This window comes from Streptomyces aurantiacus, assembly GCF_027107535.1.
Classification (GTDB): Bacteria; Actinomycetota; Actinomycetes; order Streptomycetales; family Streptomycetaceae; genus Streptomyces.
In genome coordinates, this window is record NZ_CP114283.1 from 2,488,750 (window position 1) to 2,510,368 (window position 21,619).

The following is a 21,619-nucleotide window of genomic DNA, read 5'->3' on the forward strand; positions in this document are numbered from 1 at the left end:
TCAGAGGAGCTTTCTGAGCCGGAGGAGGTCGCGCAGGCCCGCTTCGAGCTTGACCCGGCCCGAGCCCCAGGCCTTCGCGAAGTTCAGCTCGCCGTCCACCATCGCCACCAGGTCGTCGCCGGTCATGGCGAGCCTGATCTCGGCCTTTTCGGGCGGGAGCCCCTCGACCGTGTCGAGCACCGTGATCCGGCCGTCCCGCAGACGGCCGACGAAGGTGACGTCGAGATCGGTGACATGGCAGCTCAGCGAGCGGTCCAGCGCCGCGGCGCTCCGAACGTCGCCGTCCGCGCCCGCCATGCTGTCCGAGAGTTTGTCGAGTGCGCTGCGGCACTCCTCGATCGTCGCCATCGTGATCGACGGTACCCCAGCGCCACGCGGTAGCGTCGTGGCATGAGCCACTCCATGACCGGCCCCGAGACCGAATCCCTCGGTACGCGGCCTTTCGGTACGGAGGCGGATGTTCCGGTCCATCCCGGAGCGGATCCGGCACTGCCCGCCGACCGCGCGGCCGGGCCCGGCGGTGAGCCGGACGCCCGGCCCGAGTACGACCCCGCCGCCCCCGCCCCGCTGCACGTGCCCCGCACGCCCACGGGCGACGCCGAGGTCGACGCCCTGCTCGACCGGCTGGCCGACGCGGACCACCTCGCCACGGACGGCCACATCCAGGTGTACGAGGATGTGCACCGGGGGCTGCGTGACGCGCTCACCGCGCTCGACGCCCGCCCGGAACCTCCGGCTCCCCTCCGTCACCCGACCACCACCCCTCAACGAGGCCCTTCGGGCCCCCCGTCCGAACCGCCGTACAGCAGCAACAACAGCAACAGGAGCTGAACCGAACGTGGCAGGAGTGGCACGACGCCGCCTCGACGCCGAACTGGTCCGACGCAAGCTCGCCCGCTCGCGCGAGCACGCCGGACAGCTGATCGCCGCCGGCCGGGTCTCCGTCGGCAAGACCCTCGCGACCAAACCCGCCACCCAGGTGGAGACCGCCGCGGCCATCGTGGTCACCCAGGACGACAACGACCCCGACTACGTCTCGCGAGGCGGCCACAAGCTCGCCGGGGCACTGGAGGCGTTCGTTCCGCTCGGCCTGGAGGTCGAGGGGCGGCGGGCTCTGGACGCCGGCGCCTCGACCGGCGGGTTCACCGACGTGCTGCTGCGCGCGGGCGTCGCGCACGTCGTCGCCGTGGACGTCGGCTACGGGCAGTTGGCGTGGTCTCTCCGAAGCGATGAACGCGTCACCGTCAAAGACCGTACGAACGTACGCGAGTTGACGTTGGAGGCGATCGATGGGGAGCCGGTGGATCTTGTTGTCGGTGACTTGTCCTTCATCCCGCTCGGCCTGGTGCTGCCCGCCCTTGTGCGGTGCGCGGCACCCGGAGCCGACCTGGTGATGATGGTCAAGCCGCAGTTCGAGGTGGGCAGGGAACGGCTCGGGAGCGGCGGAGTCGTCCGCAGCCCCGAGTTGCGGGCCGACGCCGTGCGCGGCGTGGCCCGGCAGGCGGGGGAACTGGGGCTCGGGGTGCAGGGTGTGACGGCCAGTCCGCTGCCCGGCCCCTCCGGGAATGTCGAGTATTTTCTGTGGCTGCGTGCCGGGGCACCCGCACTGGACCCGGCCGACGTTGACCGTGCTGTGGCGGAGGGGCCGCGTTGACTCAGACCCGAGCTCGTACTGTTTTCCTGCTCGCCCACACCGGACGGCCCGCGGCCATCCGCAGCGCCGAGCTCGTCGTCGAGGGGCTCCTGCGCTCCGGGCTCGGCGTACGGGTCCTGGAGGCGGAGGCGGCCGACCTGCCGCTGCCACCGACGGTGGAACTCGTCAAGGAGGCGACTCCGGAGTGCCTCGACGGATGTGAGCTGCTGATCGTCCTCGGCGGTGACGGGACGCTGCTGCGCGGTGCCGAGTTCGCCCGGGCCTCCGGGGTGCCGATGCTCGGAGTGAACCTGGGCCGGGTCGGCTTCCTCGCCGAGGCCGAGCGCGACGACCTCGACAAGGTCGTCGACCGGGTGGTGACCAAGTCGTACGAGGTCGAGGAGCGCATGACCGTCGATGTCGTCGTGCACAGCAACGGCGACGTCGTGCACACGGACTGGGCGCTCAACGAGGCCGCCGTGCAGAAGGTATCCGCCGAGAAGCTCCTCGAGGTCGTCCTGGAGATCGACGGGCGGCCCGTCACCGGCTTCGGCTGCGACGGGATCGTGTGCGCGACACCGACCGGGTCGACGGCGTACGCGTTCTCCGCGGGCGGGCCCGTGGTGTGGCCGGAGGTCGAGGCGCTGCTCATGGTGCCGATCAGCGCGCACGCCCTGTTCGCCAAGCCGCTGGTGACCTCGCCGAACTCGGTGCTGGCCGTGGAGATCCTGCCGCACATCCCGCCCGGGGTCCTGTGGTGCGACGGCCGCCGCACGATCGAGCTGCCGCCCGGCGCACGTGTCGAGGTCCGCCGCGGGTCGGTGCCGGTGCGGCTGGCACGGCTGCACCACGCGTCGTTCACCGACCGGCTCGTCGCCAAGTTCGCGCTGCCGGTGGCCGGTTGGCGGGGCGCCCCGCACTGAGCCGCGGTCCGAACGGGTGAGGCTCCGCACGGGGGAAGGGGGCCTCACCGTCCGGGAACCCGAAGATGCCGCGGACGCGCAGAAGGCAGGCATTCCCGTCAGCCGGGGTGACTGCCGGGAGCCGCCCGGGGTACCGCGGACACCTGGACGTTTGTGCAGGGAATGGGGCGGCGTCGCGCCGGGCGGGAGAAACCTCGTATGGTCATGTCCGTGTTGGAGGAGATGCGGATACGGTCGCTCGGAGTCATCGACGACGCGGTAGTCGAGCTGTCGCCCGGCTTCACCGCCGTGACCGGCGAGACCGGCGCGGGCAAGACGATGGTGGTCACCAGCCTGGGCCTGCTGCTGGGCGGACGCGCCGACGCCGCCCTCGTGCGGATCGGGGCGAAGAACGCGGTCGTGGAGGGGCGGATCTCCGTCCCCGACGGCGCCTCGGCGATCCTGCGGGCCGAGGAGGCCGGTGCCGAGCTCGACGACGGGACCCTGCTCATCAGCCGTACCGTCTCCGCGGAGGGCCGCTCGCGGGCGCACCTCGGCGGGCGTTCCGTGCCGGTGGGGCTGCTCGCCGAGCTCGCCGACGACCTGGTGGCCGTGCACGGCCAGACCGACCAGCAGGGGCTGCTCAAGCTGTCCCGGCAGCGGCAGGCGCTCGACCGGTACGCGGGCGACGCCGTCGCCGTGCCGCTCGCCAAGTACACGGGCGCCTACCGGCGGCTGCGCGCCATCTCCGCCGAGCTGGACCAGATCACCACGCGCGCCCGGGAACGCGCCCAGGAAGCCGACCTGCTGCGCTTCGGGCTCGACGAGATCGCCGCCGTGGAGCCCCGGGCGGGCGAGGACGTGGAGCTCGCGGCCGAGGCCGAGCGGCTCGGGCACGCGGAGGCCCTCGCGTCGGCCGCCACGGTCGCGCACGCCGCCCTCGCGGGCAACCCCGAGGACCCGGAGGGCATCGACGCCACGACGCTCGTCGCGGGCGCCCACCGGGCCCTGGACGCCGTACGGTCCCACGACGCGGCCCTCGGCGCGCTGGCCGGCCGCATCGGGGAGATCGGGATCCTGCTGGGCGACGTGGCGGGGGAGCTGGCGGGATACGCCGACGACCTCGACGCGGATCCGCTGCGGCTCGCGGCGGTCGAGGAGCGGCGCGCCGCGCTCACCACGCTGACCCGCAAGTACGGCGACGATGTGGGCGCCGTGATGACCTGGGCCGAGCAGGGGGCCGCGCGGCTCCTCGAGCTGGACGGCGACGACGACCGGATCGGCGAGCTCACCGCCGAGCGGGACGCTCTGCGGGCCGAACTGGGCGGACTGGCACAGTCCCTGACCGACGCCCGTACGGAGGCCGCCGACCGCTTCGCCGCCGCGGTGACCGCCGAACTCGCCTCCCTCGCCATGCCGCACGCGCGCGTGTCGTTCGAGATCCGGCAGACCGGGGACCCCGAGGGGGTGGTGGTCGGCGGACGTCCGGTCTCGTACGGGCCCGCCGGTGTCGACGAGGTCGAGCTGCTGCTCGCCCCGCACCCGGGAGCGCCGCCACGGCCCATCGCCAAGGGGGCGTCCGGCGGTGAACTGTCGCGCGTCATGCTCGCCGTCGAGGTCGTCTTCGCGGGGACGGACCCCGTGCCCACGTATCTCTTCGACGAGGTCGACGCCGGCGTCGGTGGCAAGGCCGCCGTCGAGATCGGCCGGCGCCTCGCGAAACTCGCCAAGAGCGCCCAGGTCGTCGTCGTCACCCACCTGCCCCAGGTGGCCGCCTTCGCGGACCGGCAGTTGCTGGTCGAGAAGACGAACGACGGGTCGGTCACCCGCTCCGGTGTGAAGGTCCTGGAGGGCGAGGAGCGCATCCGGGAACTGTCCCGGATGCTGGCGGGCCAGGAGGACTCGGAGACGGCACGGGCGCACGCGGAGGAACTGCTGGCGGCGGCGCGGGGCGACGGCTAGGCGCCGGTACGACGGACAGGCCGGTGCGGCCGTCGGTCGGGCCGCCGCTCCGGCGGGCAGGTCGGACGGGTGGGTGCGCCCGCGAGGGCCTGGCGGCCCCACGCGGCGACCGTCGCTCGCTGCCCGTGGAACGGCGTTCGGCCACAGGTCGCTCGGCGGCTCCTTGCGGCTCGTCGCCCGCCCCGGCCGTGTCCGGGGACGATGTGAGCGATGCCGCGGACGATGTGAGCGACGCCGCACGGTCGTTGGGGTGCACATCGAGCGCGTGGAGGGGCGCGAAAGGGGCGTGAACGGGGGCTCGCCAGGGGCGACGCCCGCCCTGGACTGTTTTCGCACACCGCCTCTTTCTCACTCGTGTGAGTGACTGCCCGCATCCAGGCCGCGCACCCCCTGCCGCAGCGGTCCCTCGGTGGTCGGCAACTCCTTTCCGTCCTGGCATCCTTAGGAGGAGGACGAGCGGTCCACCCCCGCCACCCGTTCCTTCTGTACGTTTCTTCGTGACCGCCCGACGCCGAACCAGGAGCCCCGGCCACGTGAGCCCCGTGAGCAGCCACTCACCGCACGGACAGCCGTCGCTGCGTGCCGTCCAGGTGCTGGGCGGCGGCAGCGCGGGCAGCAGTGCCCATGTCCGGTCGCTGACCTCGGGGCTCGTCGCGAGGGGCGTGCGGGTCACCGTGTGCGCCCCGGCAGCGGCCGACCACCTGTACGACTTCACCGGTGTCGGCGCCGATCACGTGCATGTGCCGAGGCGCAACGACCCGGCCTCGGTGGCGGCGTTGCGGGTGGCCTGCGCGGATGCCGACCTGGTGCACGCGCACGGTCTGCACGCCGCGCTGAGGGCCGCGCTCGCGCTCAGCGGGCGGCACGTCCCGCTCGTCGTCACCTGGCACACCCGTCCGTACGCCGAGGGCGCGCGGGCCCACCTGCTGCGGCTTCTGGAGCGGCGGGTGGCGAAGTCCGCGTCGGTCGTCCTCGGGTCCTCGTCCGACCTCGTGGACCGGGCCCGCACCAGGGGTGCGCGGGACGCGCGGCTCGCCGCGGTCGCCCTGCCGGCCCAGCGCCGGCCCGCCGAGGACGAGGACGCCGACCGGATGCGGCCCAAGGTACGTGCCGAACTCGGCGCGACCGACCGGCCGCTGCTGATGGCGGTCGGATCCCTCGACCGGCACCGGGGGTACGACACGCTGCTGGACGCCACGCGCGCGTGGCGACGGCTCGACCCCCTGCCCCTGCTCGTGATCGCCGGAGAAGGACCGCTGAGGGGCGAACTCCAGCGGCGTATCGAGAACGAAGGGCTTCCCGTGCGCCTCGTCGGCCGGAGGGACGACATCGGGGAGCTTCTCGGGGCCGCCGATCTCGCCCTGCTGCCCGGCTGCCCGGAATCGCGTTCCGTGCTCGCCCAGGAAGCCCTGCACGCGCGCGTGCCCCTGGTCGCGGTCGCCACCGGAGGTATCCCCGAACTGGTCGGCGACGCCGCCGAGCTCGTCCCGCCCGGTGACTGCGAAGCGCTCTCCGAGGCCGTGGTGGGCCTTCTCGCCGACCCGGGCCGGTGTGAGCGCCTCAGGGACAGGGGAACGCGCCAGGCGGCCACCTGGCCGACCGAGGACGAGACGGTGGCCCAGGTGCTCAGCGTGTACGACGAGCTGACCAAGCCCCTGCCGCTCCCGTAGGGGCTGAAGGCCCGGGCGGCAAAGCCCGTGATCGGGGCGGCAGGCCCGGCGATCCGGGCGACGCTCAGGGGACGAGTCTGCGGGCCCGCAGCGCGAGGCTCAGCGCCAGTACCGTCTGCGGATCGTCGAGGTCCGTTCCGAGCAACTCCCCGATCCGCGCGAGCCGGTTGTAGAGCGTCTGCCGGTTGAGGTGCAGCTCGCGCGCGGTCTCCGCCTTGCGGCCCGCGTGCGCCAGGTAGGTCTGCAGGGTGGGCAGCAGCGGCGGCCTGGAGCGGTTGTCGTGGTCGCGCAGAGGACCGATCGCGCGGTCCACGAAGGCGGCCAGGTCCGGATGGTCCCGCAGGCGCCACAGCAGCAGGTCGATGTCCAGGCGCCGGGCGTCGTACCAGGGCCGGTCGGACAGCCCCTGGGCCGCCGTGGACGTCTCGGCCGCGTGCCGCAGGCCCGCCGACGCCGCAGCCCAGCCACCCGCCACACCGACCACCACGACCGGCGGCTGCGCACCCGGCCGCTGCATCCCCGCCCGCTCCACCCCCGCCCGCAGCGCGGCGGCGACACGGTCGGCGACCACCGTCCGCTCGGACTCCGCCCGCAGCCCCACCAGCAGCGGCACACGGCCCTCCACGGGGCGTACGCCCAGTAGGACCGGTACGCCCACCGAAGTGAGCTCCTCGGCGACCGCGCGTGCCAGCACGGCCCAGCCGCCGCCGGGGGAGAGCCCGTCGGCGAGGCGCATCACGACCGGCAGCAGCGGGCTCCCGCCGGGCTTGAAGCCGAGGACACGGGCCTGCGCGGGGGCGTCCTCGGCCGCGATCCGGCCCTCGGCGAGGTCGGTGAGGAAGTCGCCGCGACCGCGGGCTGCCAACTCCTCCTCCTGGCGGGCCTGCATCAGGACCACGGCGAGGACGCCCGCCGCCCGCTCCGCCGCGATCCGGTGCACGGGCGCGAGCGGCGCGTTCACGGGGAGGAGGACGAGCCGGGCGCGGACGGAACCGGGGCCGCCGCCGGGCCCGCCGCCGGGTACCTCCACGAGGACCGAACCGGCGGGCGGATCGTCCTTGTGCTGGCCCCGCAGCCCCTCCCACACCTGGAGCGGGTCGGCGTTCGCGGGGCCTGCCCCGGCTGCGTACAGGAGCTGTCCGTCCGGGCTCTCCAGGAAGACCGGATTGCCGCTGAAGTCGGCCAGGATGCCGAGGACCTGCGGGATGCCGCCACCGTCGAGCAGGGCCCGGGTGCAGCGCCGGTGCACCTCCTCGGCGCGCTGGAGCAGCGCGTAGTGGCCGTTGACGATCTCGGTGTGGACCTCCTCCGTGACCGTCACGAACGCCACCTCGCGGTGCAGCTGCACCAGCGGCAGACCGGCCGTGCGTGCCGTCTCGACGAGCGCCGCGGGCAGCTTCGTGAAGCGCGGCCCCAACTCCACGACCAGGGCGGCGATGCCGCGCTCGGCGAGCGTGCGGACGAAGGCGCGCTGGTCGGCGGGGCGGGTGCCCAGGCCGTAGCCCGTGGTCAGGAGCAGTTCGCCGCCCTTCAGGAGGGAGGCGATGTTCGGGACCTCGCCCGCGTGCACCCAGCGCACGGTACGGCCCAGCCGGTCGGCACCCGCCAGGACCTCGGGCAGGCCGCCCCGCAGGCCGGGCAGTTCCAGGGCCCGCTGCACGGTGATCCCGCCACCCTGCGCGTCCGGGGTGTCGACACGGCTGTCCATGAGGCGGACGCTACCTCGTCCGCCACCTGCGGTGACACGGTGTGCGCCTGCCGCGCTGCGCCGCACGGGCCCCGGCCGGGCGGAGGCCGCCGCACCGGCAGGCTCCCGCACCGGCAGGCTCCCGCACGGCCCGGCGGCGGGCCCAGGGGCCGTCAGCCGCCGTACGCCCCGGACGCCGTCAGACGCAGCGCCGTGTCGATCAGCGGCACGTGGCTGAACGCCTGCGGGAAGTTGCCGACCTGGCGCTGCAGACGCGAATCCCACTCCTCCGCGAGGAGACCCAGGTCGTTGCGCAGCGCCAGCAGCTTCTCGAAGAGCTTGCGGGCCTCGTCCACCCGGCCGATCATCGCGAGGTCGTCCGCCATCCAGAACGAGCAGGCCAGGAACGCGCCCTCGTCGCCCTCGAGGCCGTCCACGCCCGCGTCCTCACCGGAGGTCGGGTAGCGCAGGATGAAGCCGTCCGACGTGGACAGCTCGCGCTGGATGGCCTCGATCGTGCCGATCACCCGCTTGTCGTCCGGCGGCAGGAAGCCCATCTGCGGAATCAGCAGCAGCGAGGCGTCCAGCTCCTTCGAGCCGTACGACTGCGTGAACGTGTTGCGCTCCTTGTCGTAGCCCTTCTCACACACGTCCCGGTGGATGTCGTCGCGCAGCTCGCGCCACTTCTCCAGCGGGCCGTCCGCGTCGCCGGACTCGATGAGCTTGATCGTCCGGTCGACGGCGACCCAGGCCATCACCTTCGAGTGCACGAAGTGACGGCGCGGGCCGCGCACCTCCCAGATGCCCTCGTCCGGCTCGTCCCAGTGGTCCTCGAGGTAGCGGATCAGCTTCAGCTGGAGCAGGGACGCGTAGTCGTTGCGGGCCAGACCCGTCATGTGGGCCAGGTGCAGGGCCTCCGTCACCTCGCCGTACACGTCCAGCTGGAGCTGGTGGGCGGCTCCGTTGCCGACGCGCACGGGCCCGGAGTTCTCGTACCCGGGCAGCCAGTCGAGCTCCGCCTCGCCCAGTTCCCGTTCGCCCGCGATGCCGTACATGATCTGCAGGTTCTCGGGGTCGCCGGCGACCGCGCGCAGCAGCCACTCGCGCCAGGCCCGCGCCTCCTCGCGGTAGCCGGTGCGCAGCAGGGAGGAGAGGGTGATCGCCGCGTCCCGCAGCCACGTGTAGCGGTAGTCCCAGTTGCGGACACCGCCGATCTCCTCCGGCAGAGAGGTCGTGGGAGCGGCGACGATGCCGCCCGTCGGTCCGTACGTCAGCGCCTTCAGCGTGATCAGCGAGCGGACCACGGCCTCGCGGTACGGCCCGTGGTACGTACACTGCTCCACCCACTCGCGCCAGAACTCCTCGGTGGCCTCCAGGGAGGCCTCCGGCTCCGGCAGGGCGGGCGGCTGCTTGTGCGAGGGCTCCCAGGAGATCGTGAAGGCGATCCGGTCGCCCGGCGCGACCGTGAAGTCCGAGTACGTCGTGAGGGCCTTGCCGTAGGTCTCGCACTCGGTGTCGAACCACACGGAGTCGGGCCCGGCGACAGCCACCGTCCGGCCCTCGTGCTTGTGCACCCAGGGCACCACACGCCCGTACGAGAAACGCATCCGCAGCGCGGAGCGCATCGGGACGCGGCCCGTGACGCCCTCGACGATCCGGATCAGCTGGGGCGCGCCGTCACGCGGGGGCATGAAATCGGTCACGCGGACCGTGCCGCGTGACGTGTCCCACTCGGATTCGAGGATCAGCGAGTCACCGCGGTAGCGGCGGCGCACCGCCGTCGGCGGTGCCGCGTCGGCGGCGTGCGCGGGACCGAGCCGCCAGAACCCGTGTTCCTCCGTACCGAGCAGTCCTGCGAAGACGGCGTGGGAGTCGAAGCGGGGGAGGCACAGCCAGTCCACCGTGCCGTCCCTGCAGACCAGCGCGGCCGTCTGCATGTCTCCGATAAGTGCGTAGTCTTCGATGCGCCCGGCCACGTGCAACTCCAGTCGAACGGCCACGTCGCCCCCAGGGGGCGGTCGCTCTTTGCGGTCAGAGGATCATTGGTAAAGCGTCGTTGCGGAACGTCAGTTGTCGCGTGTCACGCATGTCGATGGTTGCAGTGATTGCCGTCGCGAGGCGAACTGACGAGATCCGGGTCCAGGAATACCGGCGGGGTGGTGCCGTTTGCCGGCCTGGGTCGGCAGCGAGTGTCCGAGCAGGATACGACGCACGATGATGTTCCGCGCGCCCCTCTCTGCAACCCGTCTGAGCCGAACGAGTGAGCACGACCGTGGTCCGTGTCGGCCCGTGCGCGGAGCGTGGCCGGAAGCGGCCTCGTCCCGTCGCTGATACCCTGGTAGCCCGTGGACCGGTGGGTGCCCCGGCAGCAAAAGGGCCCCCCGAACCGCAGCGACGGCACCTCCGGAAACCTCCGGGCCGGGCAGCCGTACCGCACTCCAGACCGCGACCACGGGAGCCCCCTCTTGGCCATGCCGCCCGCTGCTTTCCGAAGCAGCACAGCCACGACGACCAAGCACCTCTTCGTCACCGGGGGTGTCGCCTCCTCCCTCGGTAAGGGCCTGACCGCCTCCAGCCTGGGCGCGCTGCTCAAGGCGCGGGGTCTGCGGGTCACGATGCAGAAGCTCGACCCGTACCTGAACGTCGATCCCGGCACGATGAACCCCTTCCAGCACGGTGAGGTGTTCGTCACCAACGACGGGGCCGAGACCGACCTCGACATCGGGCACTACGAGCGTTTCCTCGACGTCGACCTGGACGGCTCCGCGAACGTCACGACCGGGCAGGTCTACTCCACGGTCATCGCGAAGGAGCGGCGCGGTGAGTACCTCGGCGACACCGTGCAGGTGATCCCGCACATCACGAACGAGATCAAGCACCGCATCCGCCGGATGGCCACCGACGACGTCGACGTCGTCATCACGGAGGTCGGCGGCACGGTCGGCGACATCGAGTCGCTGCCGTTCCTGGAGACCGTCCGCCAGGTCCGTCACGAGGTCGGTCGCGACAACGTGTTCGTCGTCCACATCTCGCTCCTCCCGTACATCGGCCCCTCCGGGGAGCTGAAGACGAAGCCGACCCAGCACTCGGTTGCGGCCCTGCGCAACATCGGTATCCAGCCGGACGCGATCGTGCTGCGCGCCGACCGGGAGGTGCCCACCGCGATCAAGCGCAAGATCTCGCTGATGTGCGACGTCGACGAGGCGGCCGTGGTCGCCTGCCCCGACGCCCGCTCGATCTACGACATCCCCAAGGTCCTGCACACCGAGGGCCTCGACGCGTACGTGGTCCGCAAGCTGGACCTGCCGTTCCGGGACGTGGACTGGACGACCTGGGACGACCTGCTCGACCGCGTCCACAGGCCGCTGCACGAGATCAACCTCGCACTCGTCGGCAAGTACATCGACCTGCCCGACGCCTATCTCTCGGTCACCGAGGCCCTGCGCGCGGGCGGCTTCGCCAACAAGGCCCGGGTGAAGATCAAGTGGGTCGCCTCGGACGACTGCAAGACCCCCTCGGGCGCCGCCGAGCAGCTCGGTGACGTCGACGCGATCTGTATCCCCGGCGGCTTCGGCGACCGCGGCGTGTCCGGCAAGGTCGGCGCCATCCAGTACGCCCGCGAGAACAGGATCCCGCTGCTCGGCCTGTGCCTGGGCCTGCAGTGCATCGTGATCGAGGCCGCGCGCAACCTCGCCGACATCGCGGACGCCAACTCCACCGAGTTCGACTCCGCCACCGGCCACCCCGTCATCTCCACCATGGCCGAGCAGCTCGACATCGTCGCGGGCGACGGCGACATGGGCGGCACGATGCGCCTGGGCATGTACCCCGCCAAGCTCGCCGAGGGCTCCATCGTGCGTGAGGTCTACGACGGCAAGGAGTACGTGGAGGAGCGGCACCGTCACCGCTACGAGGTGAACAACTCCTACCGCGCCGAGCTGGAGAAGAAGGCCGGCCTGCAGTTCTCCGGCACCTCCCCGGACGGCAAGCTCGTGGAGTACGTGGAGTACCCGCGGGAGGTCCACCCGTACCTGGTCGCGACCCAGGCGCACCCCGAGCTGCGCTCGCGTCCCACCCGGCCGCACCCGCTCTTCGCGGGCCTGGTCAGGGCCGCGGTGGAGCGCAAGACGGCCAAGTAGCACGAGGGTTGTACGGTTGCCGGGGTACGCGTCTTTTTGGGGCGCGTGCCCCGGTTTTCGCCGTGTGCATCTGACGCGGCGCAGGTTCGTGCGTGTGGGAGGACAAGTCGACATGACCATCAAGGACACCGCCGAGGAGTGGGAGGTCAGGGCGACCCAGACCCCGTTCGTGGGCAACAAGACCTCCGTGCGCACCGACGACGTGGTCATGCCCGACGGATCGGTCGTCCACCGGGACTACCAGGTGCATCCCGGTTCGGTCGCCGTCCTCGCCCTCGACGACGAGGGCCGTGCCCTGGTCATCCGCCAGTACCGGCACCCCGTGCGCCACAAGCTCTGGGAGATCCCGGCCGGCCTGCTCGACATCCCGGGCGAGAACCCGCTGCACGCCGCGCAGCGCGAGCTCTACGAGGAGGCCCACGTCAAGGCCGAGGACTGGCGTGTGCTCGCGGACGTGTTCACCACGCCCGGTGGCTGCGACGAGGCCGTCCGCATCTTCCTCGCCCGTGATCTCTCCGAGGCCGAGGGGCAGCGCTTCGAGGTCGAGGACGAGGAGGCCGACATGGAGCTCTCCCGGGTCCCGGTCGACGAGCTCGTCCGTGGTGTCCTCGCCGGTGAGCTGCACAACAACTGTCTCGTGGTGGGCGTTCTGTCGCTGGTCGCGGCCCGCGGCGGCGACGGCCTGGACGCCCTGAGGCCGGCCGAGGCGCCGTGGCCCGCGCGTCCGTTCGAGGCCTGAGTCACTCGGGTGCGTGCAGTCGGCCCACCGGTGTGACGATCGCCTGATCCGATCGGGGGATGTGCCCGCCGCGCTCCGCACGGATCGTCGCAGAGCGTGAACTAGGCTCTGAAAACGCCCCGTCCGGAGTCCCGGCGGGCTTGCGCGCAGTGGGACGGGAGTGTGGCCCGTGACGGACCAGGCGGTGGACGTCAGCGGCACGACGGTGTCGGAGGAAGGGCGGCCCCCGGCTGCCGAGTCCTCCCTCACGGAGAGTCAGTTCCTCGGCCGTACAAGAGAGTTGAAGGAACTGCGGGCCGACATCGAGCGGGCGGGACTGGACACCCTCGCCGGCCGGAAGGCGCCACGCGCGCGCGTGCTGCTCATCGCCGGCAGGCCCGGCTCAGGCCGCACCGCACTCGCCGAGGAGCTCGTGCGGCAGGTCGCGGACAGTTACCCCGACGGCGTCCTGAGAGCTCGGCTCTCCGAGCCCGACGGCACGCCCGTGCCGACCGAACGAACCGCCCGTGACCTGCTCACCGCACTCGAACTGACCGCCCCGGCCGGAGCGGACGAGGACGACCTCTCCGAACGGCTGCGCGAGGCGCTCGCCACCCGCCGGACGCTGCTCCTGCTCGACGACGCGGCGGACGCCGGACAGGTCGACGCGCTCCTCCCGGAGAACCCCGACTGTCTCGTCGTCGCCGTCTCCGGCGGCCCCCTGACCGGGATCTCCGACGTCCGCCCCTGCACCCTCGGCGGCCTCGACACGAAATCCGCACTCGACCTCCTCGACCGGTACACCGGCTCCGTGCGCATCACCGTGGACCCGCGTGCCGCCGAAGGGCTCGTGGAGATCTGCGCGGCCCAGCCCGCGGCGCTCGTCCTCGCCGGGGCCTGGCTGGCCCACCGGCCCAAGGCGGCCGTCGCCGACCTCGCCAAGCAACTGCGCACCGACGGCGACGAGAGTCCGGTCCTGGAGCGTGTCTTCCGGCTCTCGTACGCCGCCCTGCCGTCGGCGGCCGCGCGGATACTGCGACTCCTGTCGCTCGCCCCCGCGGGCCTCGTGGATCCGCACACCGCGTCCGCGCTGGCCGGCTGCTCGGTCGGCGCCGCCCGCACCACCCTGGACGACTTCACCGGGCTCGGGCTCGTACGCGCCGTCCGGTCGCCGCTGCCGCAGTACGAGGTGCCCGGCTGCCTGATGCCGCTGCTGCGCTCGCTCACCGGGACCGAGGACCGCGCGGCCGAGGTCCAGCTGGCCCGCGCCCGGATGCTGGAGCGGACCGTACGGCTCCTGGTGTCCTGCCGTGCGATCACCGAGACCGACAGCTCGCCCGCCCGCGAGAAGCTCGCCGAAATGCCCCGCGCGCTGCGGTTCCCGAACCCCCGAGCGGCCGCCGACTGGCTGCGCATCCGGCAGCCCGCCCTGCTGGCCGCCGCCCGGCTCGCGGTCGCCGACGGGGAGCTGGACACGCTGGCCCGCCGCCTCATGGCCGCCCTGGTCAAGGCGATGGTCGCCCATGTCGGTACGCAGGCCGCGGCACCCGAGCTGTACGGCATCCACCGGCTCGTCCTGGATGTCGCCGAGCGCCGCAACCTGCCCCGCGAGAAGGCCGCCGCGCTGCTGAACCTCGCGGATCTGGACGCCCAGACCGGCCGCACCACGGACGCTCTGGCCCGCTACCGGGCCGCTCTGGACGCCGGCCGGGAGGCGAACGACCCGTACGCGACCGGCCGCGCGATGGAATCCGTAGGCGGCGCTCACGAGGAGCTCGGGGACTACGACCGGGCCGCCGACTGGTACGGGCGCGCGCTCGCCCAGCGGCTCGCCCGGGACGAGCGCGCGGACGCGGCCCGGCTGCACGGCCGGATCGCGACCGCGCACACCTACGCGGGCCGCTACGGCGAGGCGCTGCGCAGCTGGCGATCCGCCGTCACCGGTCACCGCAGGGCCGGTGATGTGGCAGGTCAGGCAAGGGCGTTGAGCGAGATGGCGCGGGTGCAGGAGTACGCGGGCCGGCCCGAGGAGTCCCTCGTCACCTGCCAGGAGGCGGTCGAGTGGGCGCGCCACGCCGAGGACGTCCGGCTGCAGGCCGCGCTCCAGGTCCGGCTCGCCGACACGCTGGACCGGCTGGGGGACCCCGCGGCCGCCCGGCTGCACCGCGTCACGGCCGAGCAGATGCTGGGTGACGAGCTCCCTGAGAGTGCATCAGCCAGGGAACGGGACGCCGATGCCTGCGAAATCCGTAGTGCATCCGAAGAAGATTGATGCATTGAAAGGCTAGACAGAGAGAATCCCTTCATTAGACTGGCTCCGCCGCGTCTCTTCGTGGTGTCTCCCGGTGTGCTCCCGTGCATCCGGGTATGGCTGGCATCGTCCCGTCTTGCGCTGCCTACTCCCAGACCCCTTCTGAGTCAAGGACCGTGATCGACGTGAAGGTCGGCATCCCCCGCGAGGTCAAGAACAACGAGTTCCGGGTGGCCATCACCCCCGCCGGTGTGCACGAGCTGGTGCGCCACGGCCACCAGGTCCTCGTCGAGCAGAACGCCGGTGTCGGTTCGTCGATCCCGGACGAGGAGTACGTCGCCGCCGGTGCGCGGATCCTGCAGACCGCCGACGAGGTCTGGGCCACCGCCGACCTGCTGCTGAAGGTCAAGGAGCCCATCGCGGAGGAGTACCACCGCCTGCGCAAGGACCAGACGCTCTTCACCTACCTGCACCTGGCCGCCTCCAAGGAGTGCACGGACGCGCTCCTGGTCTCCGGCACCACGGCGATCGCCTACGAGACGGTCGAGCTGCCCAGCCGCGCGCTGCCCCTGCTCGCCCCGATGTCCGAGGTCGCGGGCCGCCTCGCCCCGCAGGTCGGCGCCTACCACCTGATGCGCGCCAACGGCGGCCGCGGTGTGCTGCCCGGCGGCGTTCCGGGCGTGCTCGCCGGCCGGGCCGTCGTCATCGGCGGCGGAGTCTCCGGCTGGAACGCCGCACAGATCGCCATCGGCATGGGCTTCCACGTGACCCTGCTCGACCGTGACATCAACAAGCTCAAGGAAGCCGACAAGATCTTCGGTACGAAGATCCAGACCGTCGTCTCCAACGCCTACGAGCTCGAGAAGGCCTGCCTGGAGGCGGACCTCGTCATCGGAGCCGTGCTCATCCCGGGCGCCAAGGCCCCGAAGCTGGTCACCAACGAGCTCGTGTCACGGATGAAGCCCGGAAGTGTTCTTGTCGACATCGCGATCGACCAGGGCGGCTGCTTCGAGGACTCGCGTCCGACGACACACGCCGAGCCGACCTTCCCGGTCCACAACTCGGTCTTCTACTGTGTGGCCAACATGCCCGGCGCCGTTCCCAACACGTCGACATACGCGCTGACGAACGCCACGCTGCCGTACATCGTGGAGCTCGCGGACCGCGGCTGGGTCGAGGCGCTGCGCCGTGACCCGGCGCTCGCCAGGGGTCTCAACACCCATGACGGCAAGGTTGTTTACCGTGAGGTCGCGGAAGCCCACGGCCTGGAGCACGCCGAGCTGGAGACCCTGCTCGGCTGACGTACGACCCGGTTTGTCCCGCCTCGCCAAGGATCTCTCCACCGACAAAAGGCGATACGTCAACACGGGTCGTCAACATCGCACGTACGGCCGGACCTTGTCCCACAAGGCCCGGCCGGATGTGTCTCGGGTCACTTTGCGAGACTCGTTCAACTCGCCTCGAACGTAACCCTTGAACCGTTTCGCACACCCTTGAAACCTGCCGTGCGACGCCCTTACGCCCTTGACAGAGGGGTGTTCCCTTGCCGACACATCCGGCCGGGTCCGGCGGATTGTGTTGCTGCGGAGCGGTGACACGCCATAGAGTCGCCAACCGTCGGCATGGTGCCACGCTGACCTATCGAGAAATTTCCTGGTCACCAAGGAGGTAAGACGACTTGTGAATGAGTCGACATTTACTCCCGGGGGTGGTCAACCAGGAATGCCTGCGCAGGGCTCGAGGCCCACGGGGCTCGAGGCTGTCGGCTCCGTCGCTGTGCGCACCTTCGCAGCCCACCAGAGTCACCACACCTCGCGGACGACTCAGCCCGCACACCAGAGCATGGATGGCCATCACGTGAACGCCATGGCCGGCAACGGAAGTGGCGAGAACCGCACCCACTTCGCCGACTACGACGACCTGCCCGAGGGGCACTTCTACGACCCCGACGCCGAGTACGAGCCCGATCCGGAGTACGCGGCCACGCTCGCGCCCGACGCGGCGCGCCAGCGCCGTGAGCGCATCGGCCCGACCGGACGCCCGCTGCCGTACTTCCCGATCCCGGGCCCGCTGACCGATCACGGCCCCGCGAAGATCATCGCGATGTGCAACCAGAAGGGCGGCGTCGGAAAGACGACGTCGACCATCAACCTGGGTGCCGCTCTCGCGGAGTACGGACGCCGGGTTCTGCTCGTCGACTTCGACCCGCAGGGCGCACTGTCCGTGGGCCTCGGCGTCAACCCGATGGAGCTCGACCTCACGGTCTACAACCTGCTCATGGAGCGGGGCATGGCGGCCGACGAGGTGCTCCTGAAGACAGCGGTCCCGAACATGGACCTGCTGCCCAGCAACATCGACCTGTCCGCCGCCGAGGTGCAACTGGTGAGCGAGGTCGCCCGCGAGTCCACTCTGCAGCGCGCCCTGAAGCCGCTGATGGCCGACTACGACTACATCGTGATCGACTGTCAGCCCTCCCTGGGCCTGCTCACCGTGAACGCGCTGACGGCCGCCCACAAGGTGATAGTGCCACTGGAGTGCGAGTTCTTCGCGCTGCGCGGAGTCGCGCTGCTCACCGAGACCATCGAGAAGGTCCAGGAGCGGCTCAACCCCGAGCTGGAGCTCGACGGCATCCTCGCCACGATGTACGACTCGCGCACCGTGCACAGCCGTGAGGTGCTCGCGCGCGTGGTCGAGGCGTTCGACGATCACGTCTACCACACGGTGATCGGCCGGACCGTCCGCTTCCCGGAGACCACGGTCGCCGGTGAGCCGATCACGACGTACGCCTCCAACTCCGTCGGCGCCGCCGCCTACCGTCAGCTCGCCAGGGAGGTGCTCGCCCGGTGTCACGCCGAGTGAGTCTGCCGGGGGCCGACGAACTGTTCCGCACGACCGGGGGGATGGCCCTCCAGTCGTCCACCCCCAGGCGTCCGGTCAACGGCGAGGCCCGGGTACCGGCTCCGGCGGGCGAGAGTGACGCCGGAGCCTCCGGGGAGGACACGCCGCAGTCGGTGCCCGTGCAGGGCGGGGACGGCGAGGGCGACGAACACGTCGCGGCCGACGCCGACTCCGCCGACGGGGAGTCCCGCAGCCGGGGCGCCGTCACGGCCGACCCCTCCGGACGACGTCAGGGGGTGCAGGAAGGTTCTGCCGGGGCGCAGCCCCGCAAGCGCGGCCGGGGCTCCGGACGGCGGCCCAGCGGGCGCGAGCGGCACGACGAGAAGATCACGGTGTACGTGTCCGCCGAGGAGCTCATGGACCTCGAACACGCCCGGCTGGTGCTCCGCGGGGAGCACGGGCTCGCGGTCGACCGAGGACGGATCGTGCGTGAGGCCGTCGCCGTGGTCCTCGCGGATCTCGAGTCCCGCGGAGACGCGAGCATCCTCGTACGACGGTTGCGCGGGCGGTAGCGGTAGCCTGCGACGGCTATGACCTCGAACGACGTCCCTGCCTCTGCCTCCGGCGGTACCGGTGGCCGGCGGCGCGCGCTGGGGCGGGGGCCTCGGGGCGTGCCCCCCGCCGAGCCGCAGGCAGCGGAGAGACCGTCCGACCCGGAGAGACCGTCCGCGTCCGGTGACGGGTCCCCGGGTGCGGACCGTGAAGCGCCGCACCCGCCACCGCCCCCCACCCTCGGCCCCGTCCGGGCGGAGGGACCCCCGCCGCCCGGGGGAACGCCTGCCCAGGACGCCACGGGCGACCCGGAGCGCGAGTCCGAAGCCGTCCGCCCCGAGGAGGGGCCCGCCTCCGTCGAACTCCCTGGGGAGCAGTCCGCCTCCGTCGAGGCCGACGAACCCGGTGACGGTGTCTTCACCGTTCGGCTCGCCAACTTCGAGGGCCCCTTCGATCTGCTGCTTCAGCTGATCTCCAAGCACAAGATGGACGTCACCGAGGTGGCCCTCTCCAAGGTCACCGACGAGTTCATGGCGCACATCAGGGCGATGGGGCCGGACTGGGACCTCGACCAGACGACTGAATTCCTGGTCGTCGCGGCGACCCTGCTCGATCTGAAGGCCGCCCGCCTGCTGCCGTCCGCCGAGGTCGAGGACGAGGCCGATCTGGCGCTGCTGGAGGCCCGCGACCTGCTCTTCGCGCGCCTGCTGCAGTACCGCGCGTACAAACAGATCGCCGACATCTTCAACCGGCGCCTCGACGAGGAGGCGCGGCGGTACCCCCGGACCGTCGGGCTGGAGCCCCACCACGCCGAGCTGCTGCCGGAAGTCGTCATCAGCATCGGGGCGGAAGGATTCGCCAGGCTCGCCGTGAAGGCGATGCAGCCGAAGCCGAAGCCCCAGGTGTACGTCGACCACATCCACGCGCCGCTCGTGAGCGTGCAGGAGCAGGCGGCGATCGTGGTGGCGCGGCTGCGGGAGCTCGGGGAGGCCAGTTTCCGCTCGCTCGTCGACGACACCGACGACACCCTCACCGTCGTGGCGCGTTTCCTGGCCCTTCTGGAGCTCTATCGCGAGAAGGCGGTCTCCCTGGACCAGGAGGAGGCTCTGGGGGAGCTGGTGGTGCGCTGGACGGGCGGGGAGGGGGGGGCGCAGCCGACGGTGACGGACGAGTTCGACAGACCGCCTGAGCCGGTGAAGGAGGAGAAGGTGTGAGCGAGGACACCACCGAGGCCCCGGCAGGGGCGCGCGGCGTCGCGGATCTCGACCTCGGGCCCGCCCTGGAGGCCGTCCTGATGGTCGTGGACGAGCCCGCCACCGAGGAGCACCTCGCGAAAATTCTGGAGCGGCCCAGGCGGCAGGTCGCGGACGCGCTGCGGGCGCTGGCTGACGAGTACACCGTCCAGGGCCGTGGCTTCGAGCTGCGGCTCATCGCCGGAGGCTGGCGGTTCTACAGCCGGCCGCAGTACGCGGCGGCCGTCGAGCGGTTCGTGCTGGACGGGCAGCAGGCCCGGCTCACACAGGCCGCACTGGAGACCCTCGCCGTGGTCGCGTACCGGCAGCCGGTCAGCCGTTCCCGGGTCTCGGCGGTCCGCGGAGTGAACTGTGACGGGGTCATGCGCACCCTCCTTCAGCGCGGTCTGGTCGAGGAGGCGGGCGCGGAACCCGAAACAGGTGCGATCCTGTACAGGACGACGAACTACTTCCTGGAGCGAATGGGCCTGCGCGGCCTGGACGAGCTCCCGGAGCTCGCGCCCTTCCTTCCGGAGGCGGACGCGATCGAGGCAGAGACGCTGGAAGGGGTCCCGTCGTTCGATCCGGATGCGCCGGACGCAGATGCAGACGACACGACGACGACGGAACTTTGATGCGAAGCAGTGGCAGCGGCAGTGGCAGGAACAGCGGCGGGCGAGGCAACCCCCGCGGGACCGGTGGGGGCGGTAACTCCCGCGGCTCCGGCGGTGGAGGCGGTAACCCCCGTGGTTCCGGCGGTGGAGGCGGTAACCCCCGTGGTTCCGGCGGTGGAGGCGGTAACCCCCGTGGTTCTGGCGGTGGAGGCGGTAACTCCCGCGGATCCGGTGGCGGGGGGTCTCGTGGCTTCGGCGGCGGCAACCCCCGTGGCTCCGGTGGCGGAGGCGGTGGCCCCCGCACCTCCGGCAGCGGATACGACTCCCGGGGGACCGCGGGGAGGGGCCCCCAGCAGAACGGCGCGGGAGGGTCCGACGACAGGCCGAAGCGCCCCAGCAAGCCCCGCCCCGAGGAGCGTCGTTACGACGTAGGCCCCGGCGCCACCCACGAGGGTGCGAAGTCCGGGCGCGGCAGCTCCGCCCGCGGCGGTGCCAAGGGCGGCCCCAGGCAGGGCCAGCAGCGCGGCGGCCGTACGGAGAACGCGCGCTCCCGTGAGTACGAGACGCGGACCGAGGAGCGCAACAGGGACCGGTACGCGGGCCGGCCCGAGGTCAAGACGCCCAAGACCTTCCCGGGCGCCGAGCAGGAGGGCGAGCGCCTGCAGAAGGTGCTCGCGCGCGCGGGCTACGGCTCGCGGCGTGCCTGCGAGGAGCTGGTCGAGCAGTCCCGCGTCGAGGTCAACGGCGAGATCGTCGTGGAACAGGGCATGCGCGTCGACCCGGAGAACGACGAGATCAGGGTCGACGGGCTGACGGTGGCCACGCAGTCGTACCAGTTCTTCGTGCTCAACAAGCCCGCCGGTGTCGTCTCCACCATGGAGGACAACGAGGGCCGTCAGTGCCTCGGCGACTACGTGACGAACCGCGAGACGCGGCTCTTCCACGTGGGACGGCTCGACACCGAGACCGAGGGCATCATCCTGCTCACCAACCACGGTGAGCTGGCGCACCGCCTGACCCATCCCAAGTACGGCGTGAAGAAGGTCTACCTCGCGCACATCGTGGGCCCGATCCCGCGCGACCTGGGCAAGCAGCTCAAGGACGGCATCCAGCTGGAGGACGGGTACGCGAAGGCGGACCACTTCAGGGTCGTCGAGCAGACCGGCAAGAACTACATGGTCGAGGTGACGCTGCACGAGGGCCGCAAGCACATCGTGCGCCGCATGCTCGCCGAGGCCGGCTTCCCGGTCGACAAGCTCGTGCGCGTGTCCTTCGGGCCGATCGCCCTCGGCGACCAGAAGTCGGGCTGGCTGAGGCGGCTGTCCAACACCGAGGTCGGGATGCTGATGCAGGAGGTCGACCTCTAGGCGTCTCGCGGCGGGGACCTCTTCCGCCGTCCTCGTCCGCACGGCATCGGCCGG

The 21,619-nt window shown here is 71.7% G+C and carries 17 protein-coding genes; 14 read left to right on the top strand and 3 right to left on the bottom strand.

Going from position 1 to position 21,619, the window contains the following annotated elements; genetic code table 11:
- The gene (locus tag O1Q96_RS12730; RefSeq protein WP_269248272.1) at positions 1 to 348 is read right to left on the bottom strand and encodes an SCP2 sterol-binding domain-containing protein; all 348 of its coding nucleotides are present in this window, start codon (positions 346 to 348) and stop codon (positions 1 to 3) included.
- A gap of 54 nt (positions 349 to 402) precedes the next feature.
- Between O1Q96_RS12730 and O1Q96_RS12735 the strand changes: the two genes are divergently transcribed.
- The 5 genes from O1Q96_RS12735 (at position 403) to O1Q96_RS12755 (ending at position 6,167) form a co-directional block, all read left to right on the top strand.
- On the top strand, positions 403 to 831 hold the full coding sequence (locus O1Q96_RS12735) for a hypothetical protein (RefSeq protein WP_419587043.1): 429 nt from the start codon (positions 403 to 405) through the stop codon (positions 829 to 831).
- A 7-nt stretch (positions 832 to 838) separates the two neighbouring features.
- Positions 839 to 1,654 carry a TlyA family RNA methyltransferase gene (locus O1Q96_RS12740; protein WP_269248273.1) on the top strand — a complete coding sequence of 272 codons (816 nt, stop codon included), beginning with the start codon at positions 839 to 841 and terminating at the stop codon, positions 1,652 to 1,654.
- A complete protein-coding gene (locus tag O1Q96_RS12745) occupies positions 1,651 to 2,556 on the top strand; it encodes an NAD kinase (RefSeq protein WP_217459409.1) in 906 nt (301 codons plus the stop codon). Before O1Q96_RS12740 ends, O1Q96_RS12745 begins: the two co-directional genes overlap by 4 nt.
- A gap of 198 nt (positions 2,557 to 2,754) precedes the next feature.
- Positions 2,755 to 4,497, top strand: a complete 1,743-nt coding sequence (gene recN, locus O1Q96_RS12750; RefSeq protein ID WP_269248274.1) for a DNA repair protein RecN — start codon at positions 2,755 to 2,757, stop codon at positions 4,495 to 4,497.
- A 533-nt stretch (positions 4,498 to 5,030) separates the two neighbouring features.
- Entirely contained in the window at positions 5,031 to 6,167 is a 1,137-nt protein-coding gene (locus tag O1Q96_RS12755) for a glycosyltransferase family 4 protein (RefSeq protein ID WP_269248275.1), read from the top strand.
- A gap of 64 nt (positions 6,168 to 6,231) precedes the next feature.
- Here the strand turns inward: O1Q96_RS12755 and O1Q96_RS12760 are convergent, their stop codons facing one another.
- Together O1Q96_RS12760 and O1Q96_RS12765 are read right to left on the bottom strand one after the other, a co-directional pair.
- Positions 6,232 to 7,875, bottom strand: a complete 1,644-nt coding sequence (locus O1Q96_RS12760; RefSeq protein ID WP_269248276.1) for a PucR family transcriptional regulator — start codon at positions 7,873 to 7,875, stop codon at positions 6,232 to 6,234.
- 152 nt (positions 7,876 to 8,027) lie between these two features.
- Positions 8,028 to 9,830: a glycoside hydrolase family 15 protein gene (locus O1Q96_RS12765; protein ID WP_269248277.1), complete on the bottom strand. Its 1,803-nt coding sequence runs from the start codon at positions 9,828 to 9,830 to the stop codon at positions 8,028 to 8,030.
- A 495-nt stretch (positions 9,831 to 10,325) separates the two neighbouring features.
- Here O1Q96_RS12765 and O1Q96_RS12770 point away from each other — a divergent pair, with 495 nt between their 5' ends.
- The 9 genes from O1Q96_RS12770 (at position 10,326) to O1Q96_RS12810 (ending at position 21,565) form a co-directional block, all read left to right on the top strand.
- Positions 10,326 to 11,993, top strand: a complete 1,668-nt coding sequence (locus O1Q96_RS12770) for a CTP synthase (protein WP_217459405.1) — start codon at positions 10,326 to 10,328, stop codon at positions 11,991 to 11,993.
- A gap of 112 nt (positions 11,994 to 12,105) precedes the next feature.
- Positions 12,106 to 12,732, top strand: coding sequence for an NUDIX domain-containing protein (locus tag O1Q96_RS12775; protein ID WP_269248278.1), 627 nt, complete (start codon positions 12,106 to 12,108; stop codon positions 12,730 to 12,732).
- A 169-nt stretch (positions 12,733 to 12,901) separates the two neighbouring features.
- On the top strand, positions 12,902 to 14,983 hold the full coding sequence (locus O1Q96_RS12780) for a tetratricopeptide repeat protein (protein ID WP_269248279.1): 2,082 nt from the start codon (positions 12,902 to 12,904) through the stop codon (positions 14,981 to 14,983).
- Between the two features lie 155 nt (positions 14,984 to 15,138).
- The gene (ald, locus tag O1Q96_RS12785) at positions 15,139 to 16,263 is read left to right on the top strand and encodes an alanine dehydrogenase (protein ID WP_269248280.1); all 1,125 of its coding nucleotides are present in this window, start codon (positions 15,139 to 15,141) and stop codon (positions 16,261 to 16,263) included.
- 421 nt (positions 16,264 to 16,684) lie between these two features.
- Positions 16,685 to 17,821: a ParA family protein gene (locus tag O1Q96_RS12790; RefSeq protein ID WP_269248281.1), complete on the top strand. Its 1,137-nt coding sequence runs from the start codon at positions 16,685 to 16,687 to the stop codon at positions 17,819 to 17,821.
- Positions 17,806 to 18,372, top strand: a complete 567-nt coding sequence (locus O1Q96_RS12795) for a hypothetical protein (protein ID WP_269248282.1) — start codon at positions 17,806 to 17,808, stop codon at positions 18,370 to 18,372. The genes O1Q96_RS12790 and O1Q96_RS12795 overlap by 16 nt, the downstream gene beginning before the upstream one ends.
- A gap of 18 nt (positions 18,373 to 18,390) precedes the next feature.
- Positions 18,391 to 19,566 carry a segregation and condensation protein A gene (locus O1Q96_RS12800; RefSeq protein WP_269248283.1) on the top strand — a complete coding sequence of 392 codons (1,176 nt, stop codon included), beginning with the start codon at positions 18,391 to 18,393 and terminating at the stop codon, positions 19,564 to 19,566.
- Entirely contained in the window at positions 19,563 to 20,219 is a 657-nt protein-coding gene (scpB, locus tag O1Q96_RS12805) for an SMC-Scp complex subunit ScpB (RefSeq protein WP_269248284.1), read from the top strand. The genes O1Q96_RS12800 and scpB overlap by 4 nt, the downstream gene beginning before the upstream one ends.
- The gene (locus tag O1Q96_RS12810; protein ID WP_269248285.1) at positions 20,219 to 21,565 is read left to right on the top strand and encodes a pseudouridine synthase; all 1,347 of its coding nucleotides are present in this window, start codon (positions 20,219 to 20,221) and stop codon (positions 21,563 to 21,565) included. Before scpB ends, O1Q96_RS12810 begins: the two co-directional genes overlap by 1 nt.
- Positions 21,566 to 21,619 lie beyond the last annotated feature (54 nt).

Bases quoted from the DNA above. Each gene is read 5' to 3' on its own strand.
- O1Q96_RS12790 (WP_269248281.1), top strand. From the start codon at position 16,685: ATGCCTGCGCAGGGCTCGAGGCCCACGGGGCTCGAGGCTGTCGGCTCC.
- O1Q96_RS12730 (WP_269248272.1), bottom strand. From the start codon at position 348: ATGGCGACGATCGAGGAGTGCCGCAGCGCACTCGACAAACTCTCGGAC.
- recN (WP_269248274.1), top strand. From the start codon at position 2,755: ATGGTCATGTCCGTGTTGGAGGAGATGCGGATACGGTCGCTCGGAGTC.
- O1Q96_RS12735 (WP_419587043.1), top strand. From the start codon at position 403: ATGACCGGCCCCGAGACCGAATCCCTCGGTACGCGGCCTTTCGGTACG.
- O1Q96_RS12810 (WP_269248285.1), top strand. From the start codon at position 20,219: ATGCGAAGCAGTGGCAGCGGCAGTGGCAGGAACAGCGGCGGGCGAGGC.
- O1Q96_RS12770 (WP_217459405.1), top strand. From the start codon at position 10,326: ATGCCGCCCGCTGCTTTCCGAAGCAGCACAGCCACGACGACCAAGCAC.
- O1Q96_RS12800 (WP_269248283.1), top strand. From the start codon at position 18,391: ATGACCTCGAACGACGTCCCTGCCTCTGCCTCCGGCGGTACCGGTGGC.
- O1Q96_RS12775 (WP_269248278.1), top strand. From the start codon at position 12,106: ATGACCATCAAGGACACCGCCGAGGAGTGGGAGGTCAGGGCGACCCAG.
- O1Q96_RS12760 (WP_269248276.1), bottom strand. From the start codon at position 7,875: ATGGACAGCCGTGTCGACACCCCGGACGCGCAGGGTGGCGGGATCACC.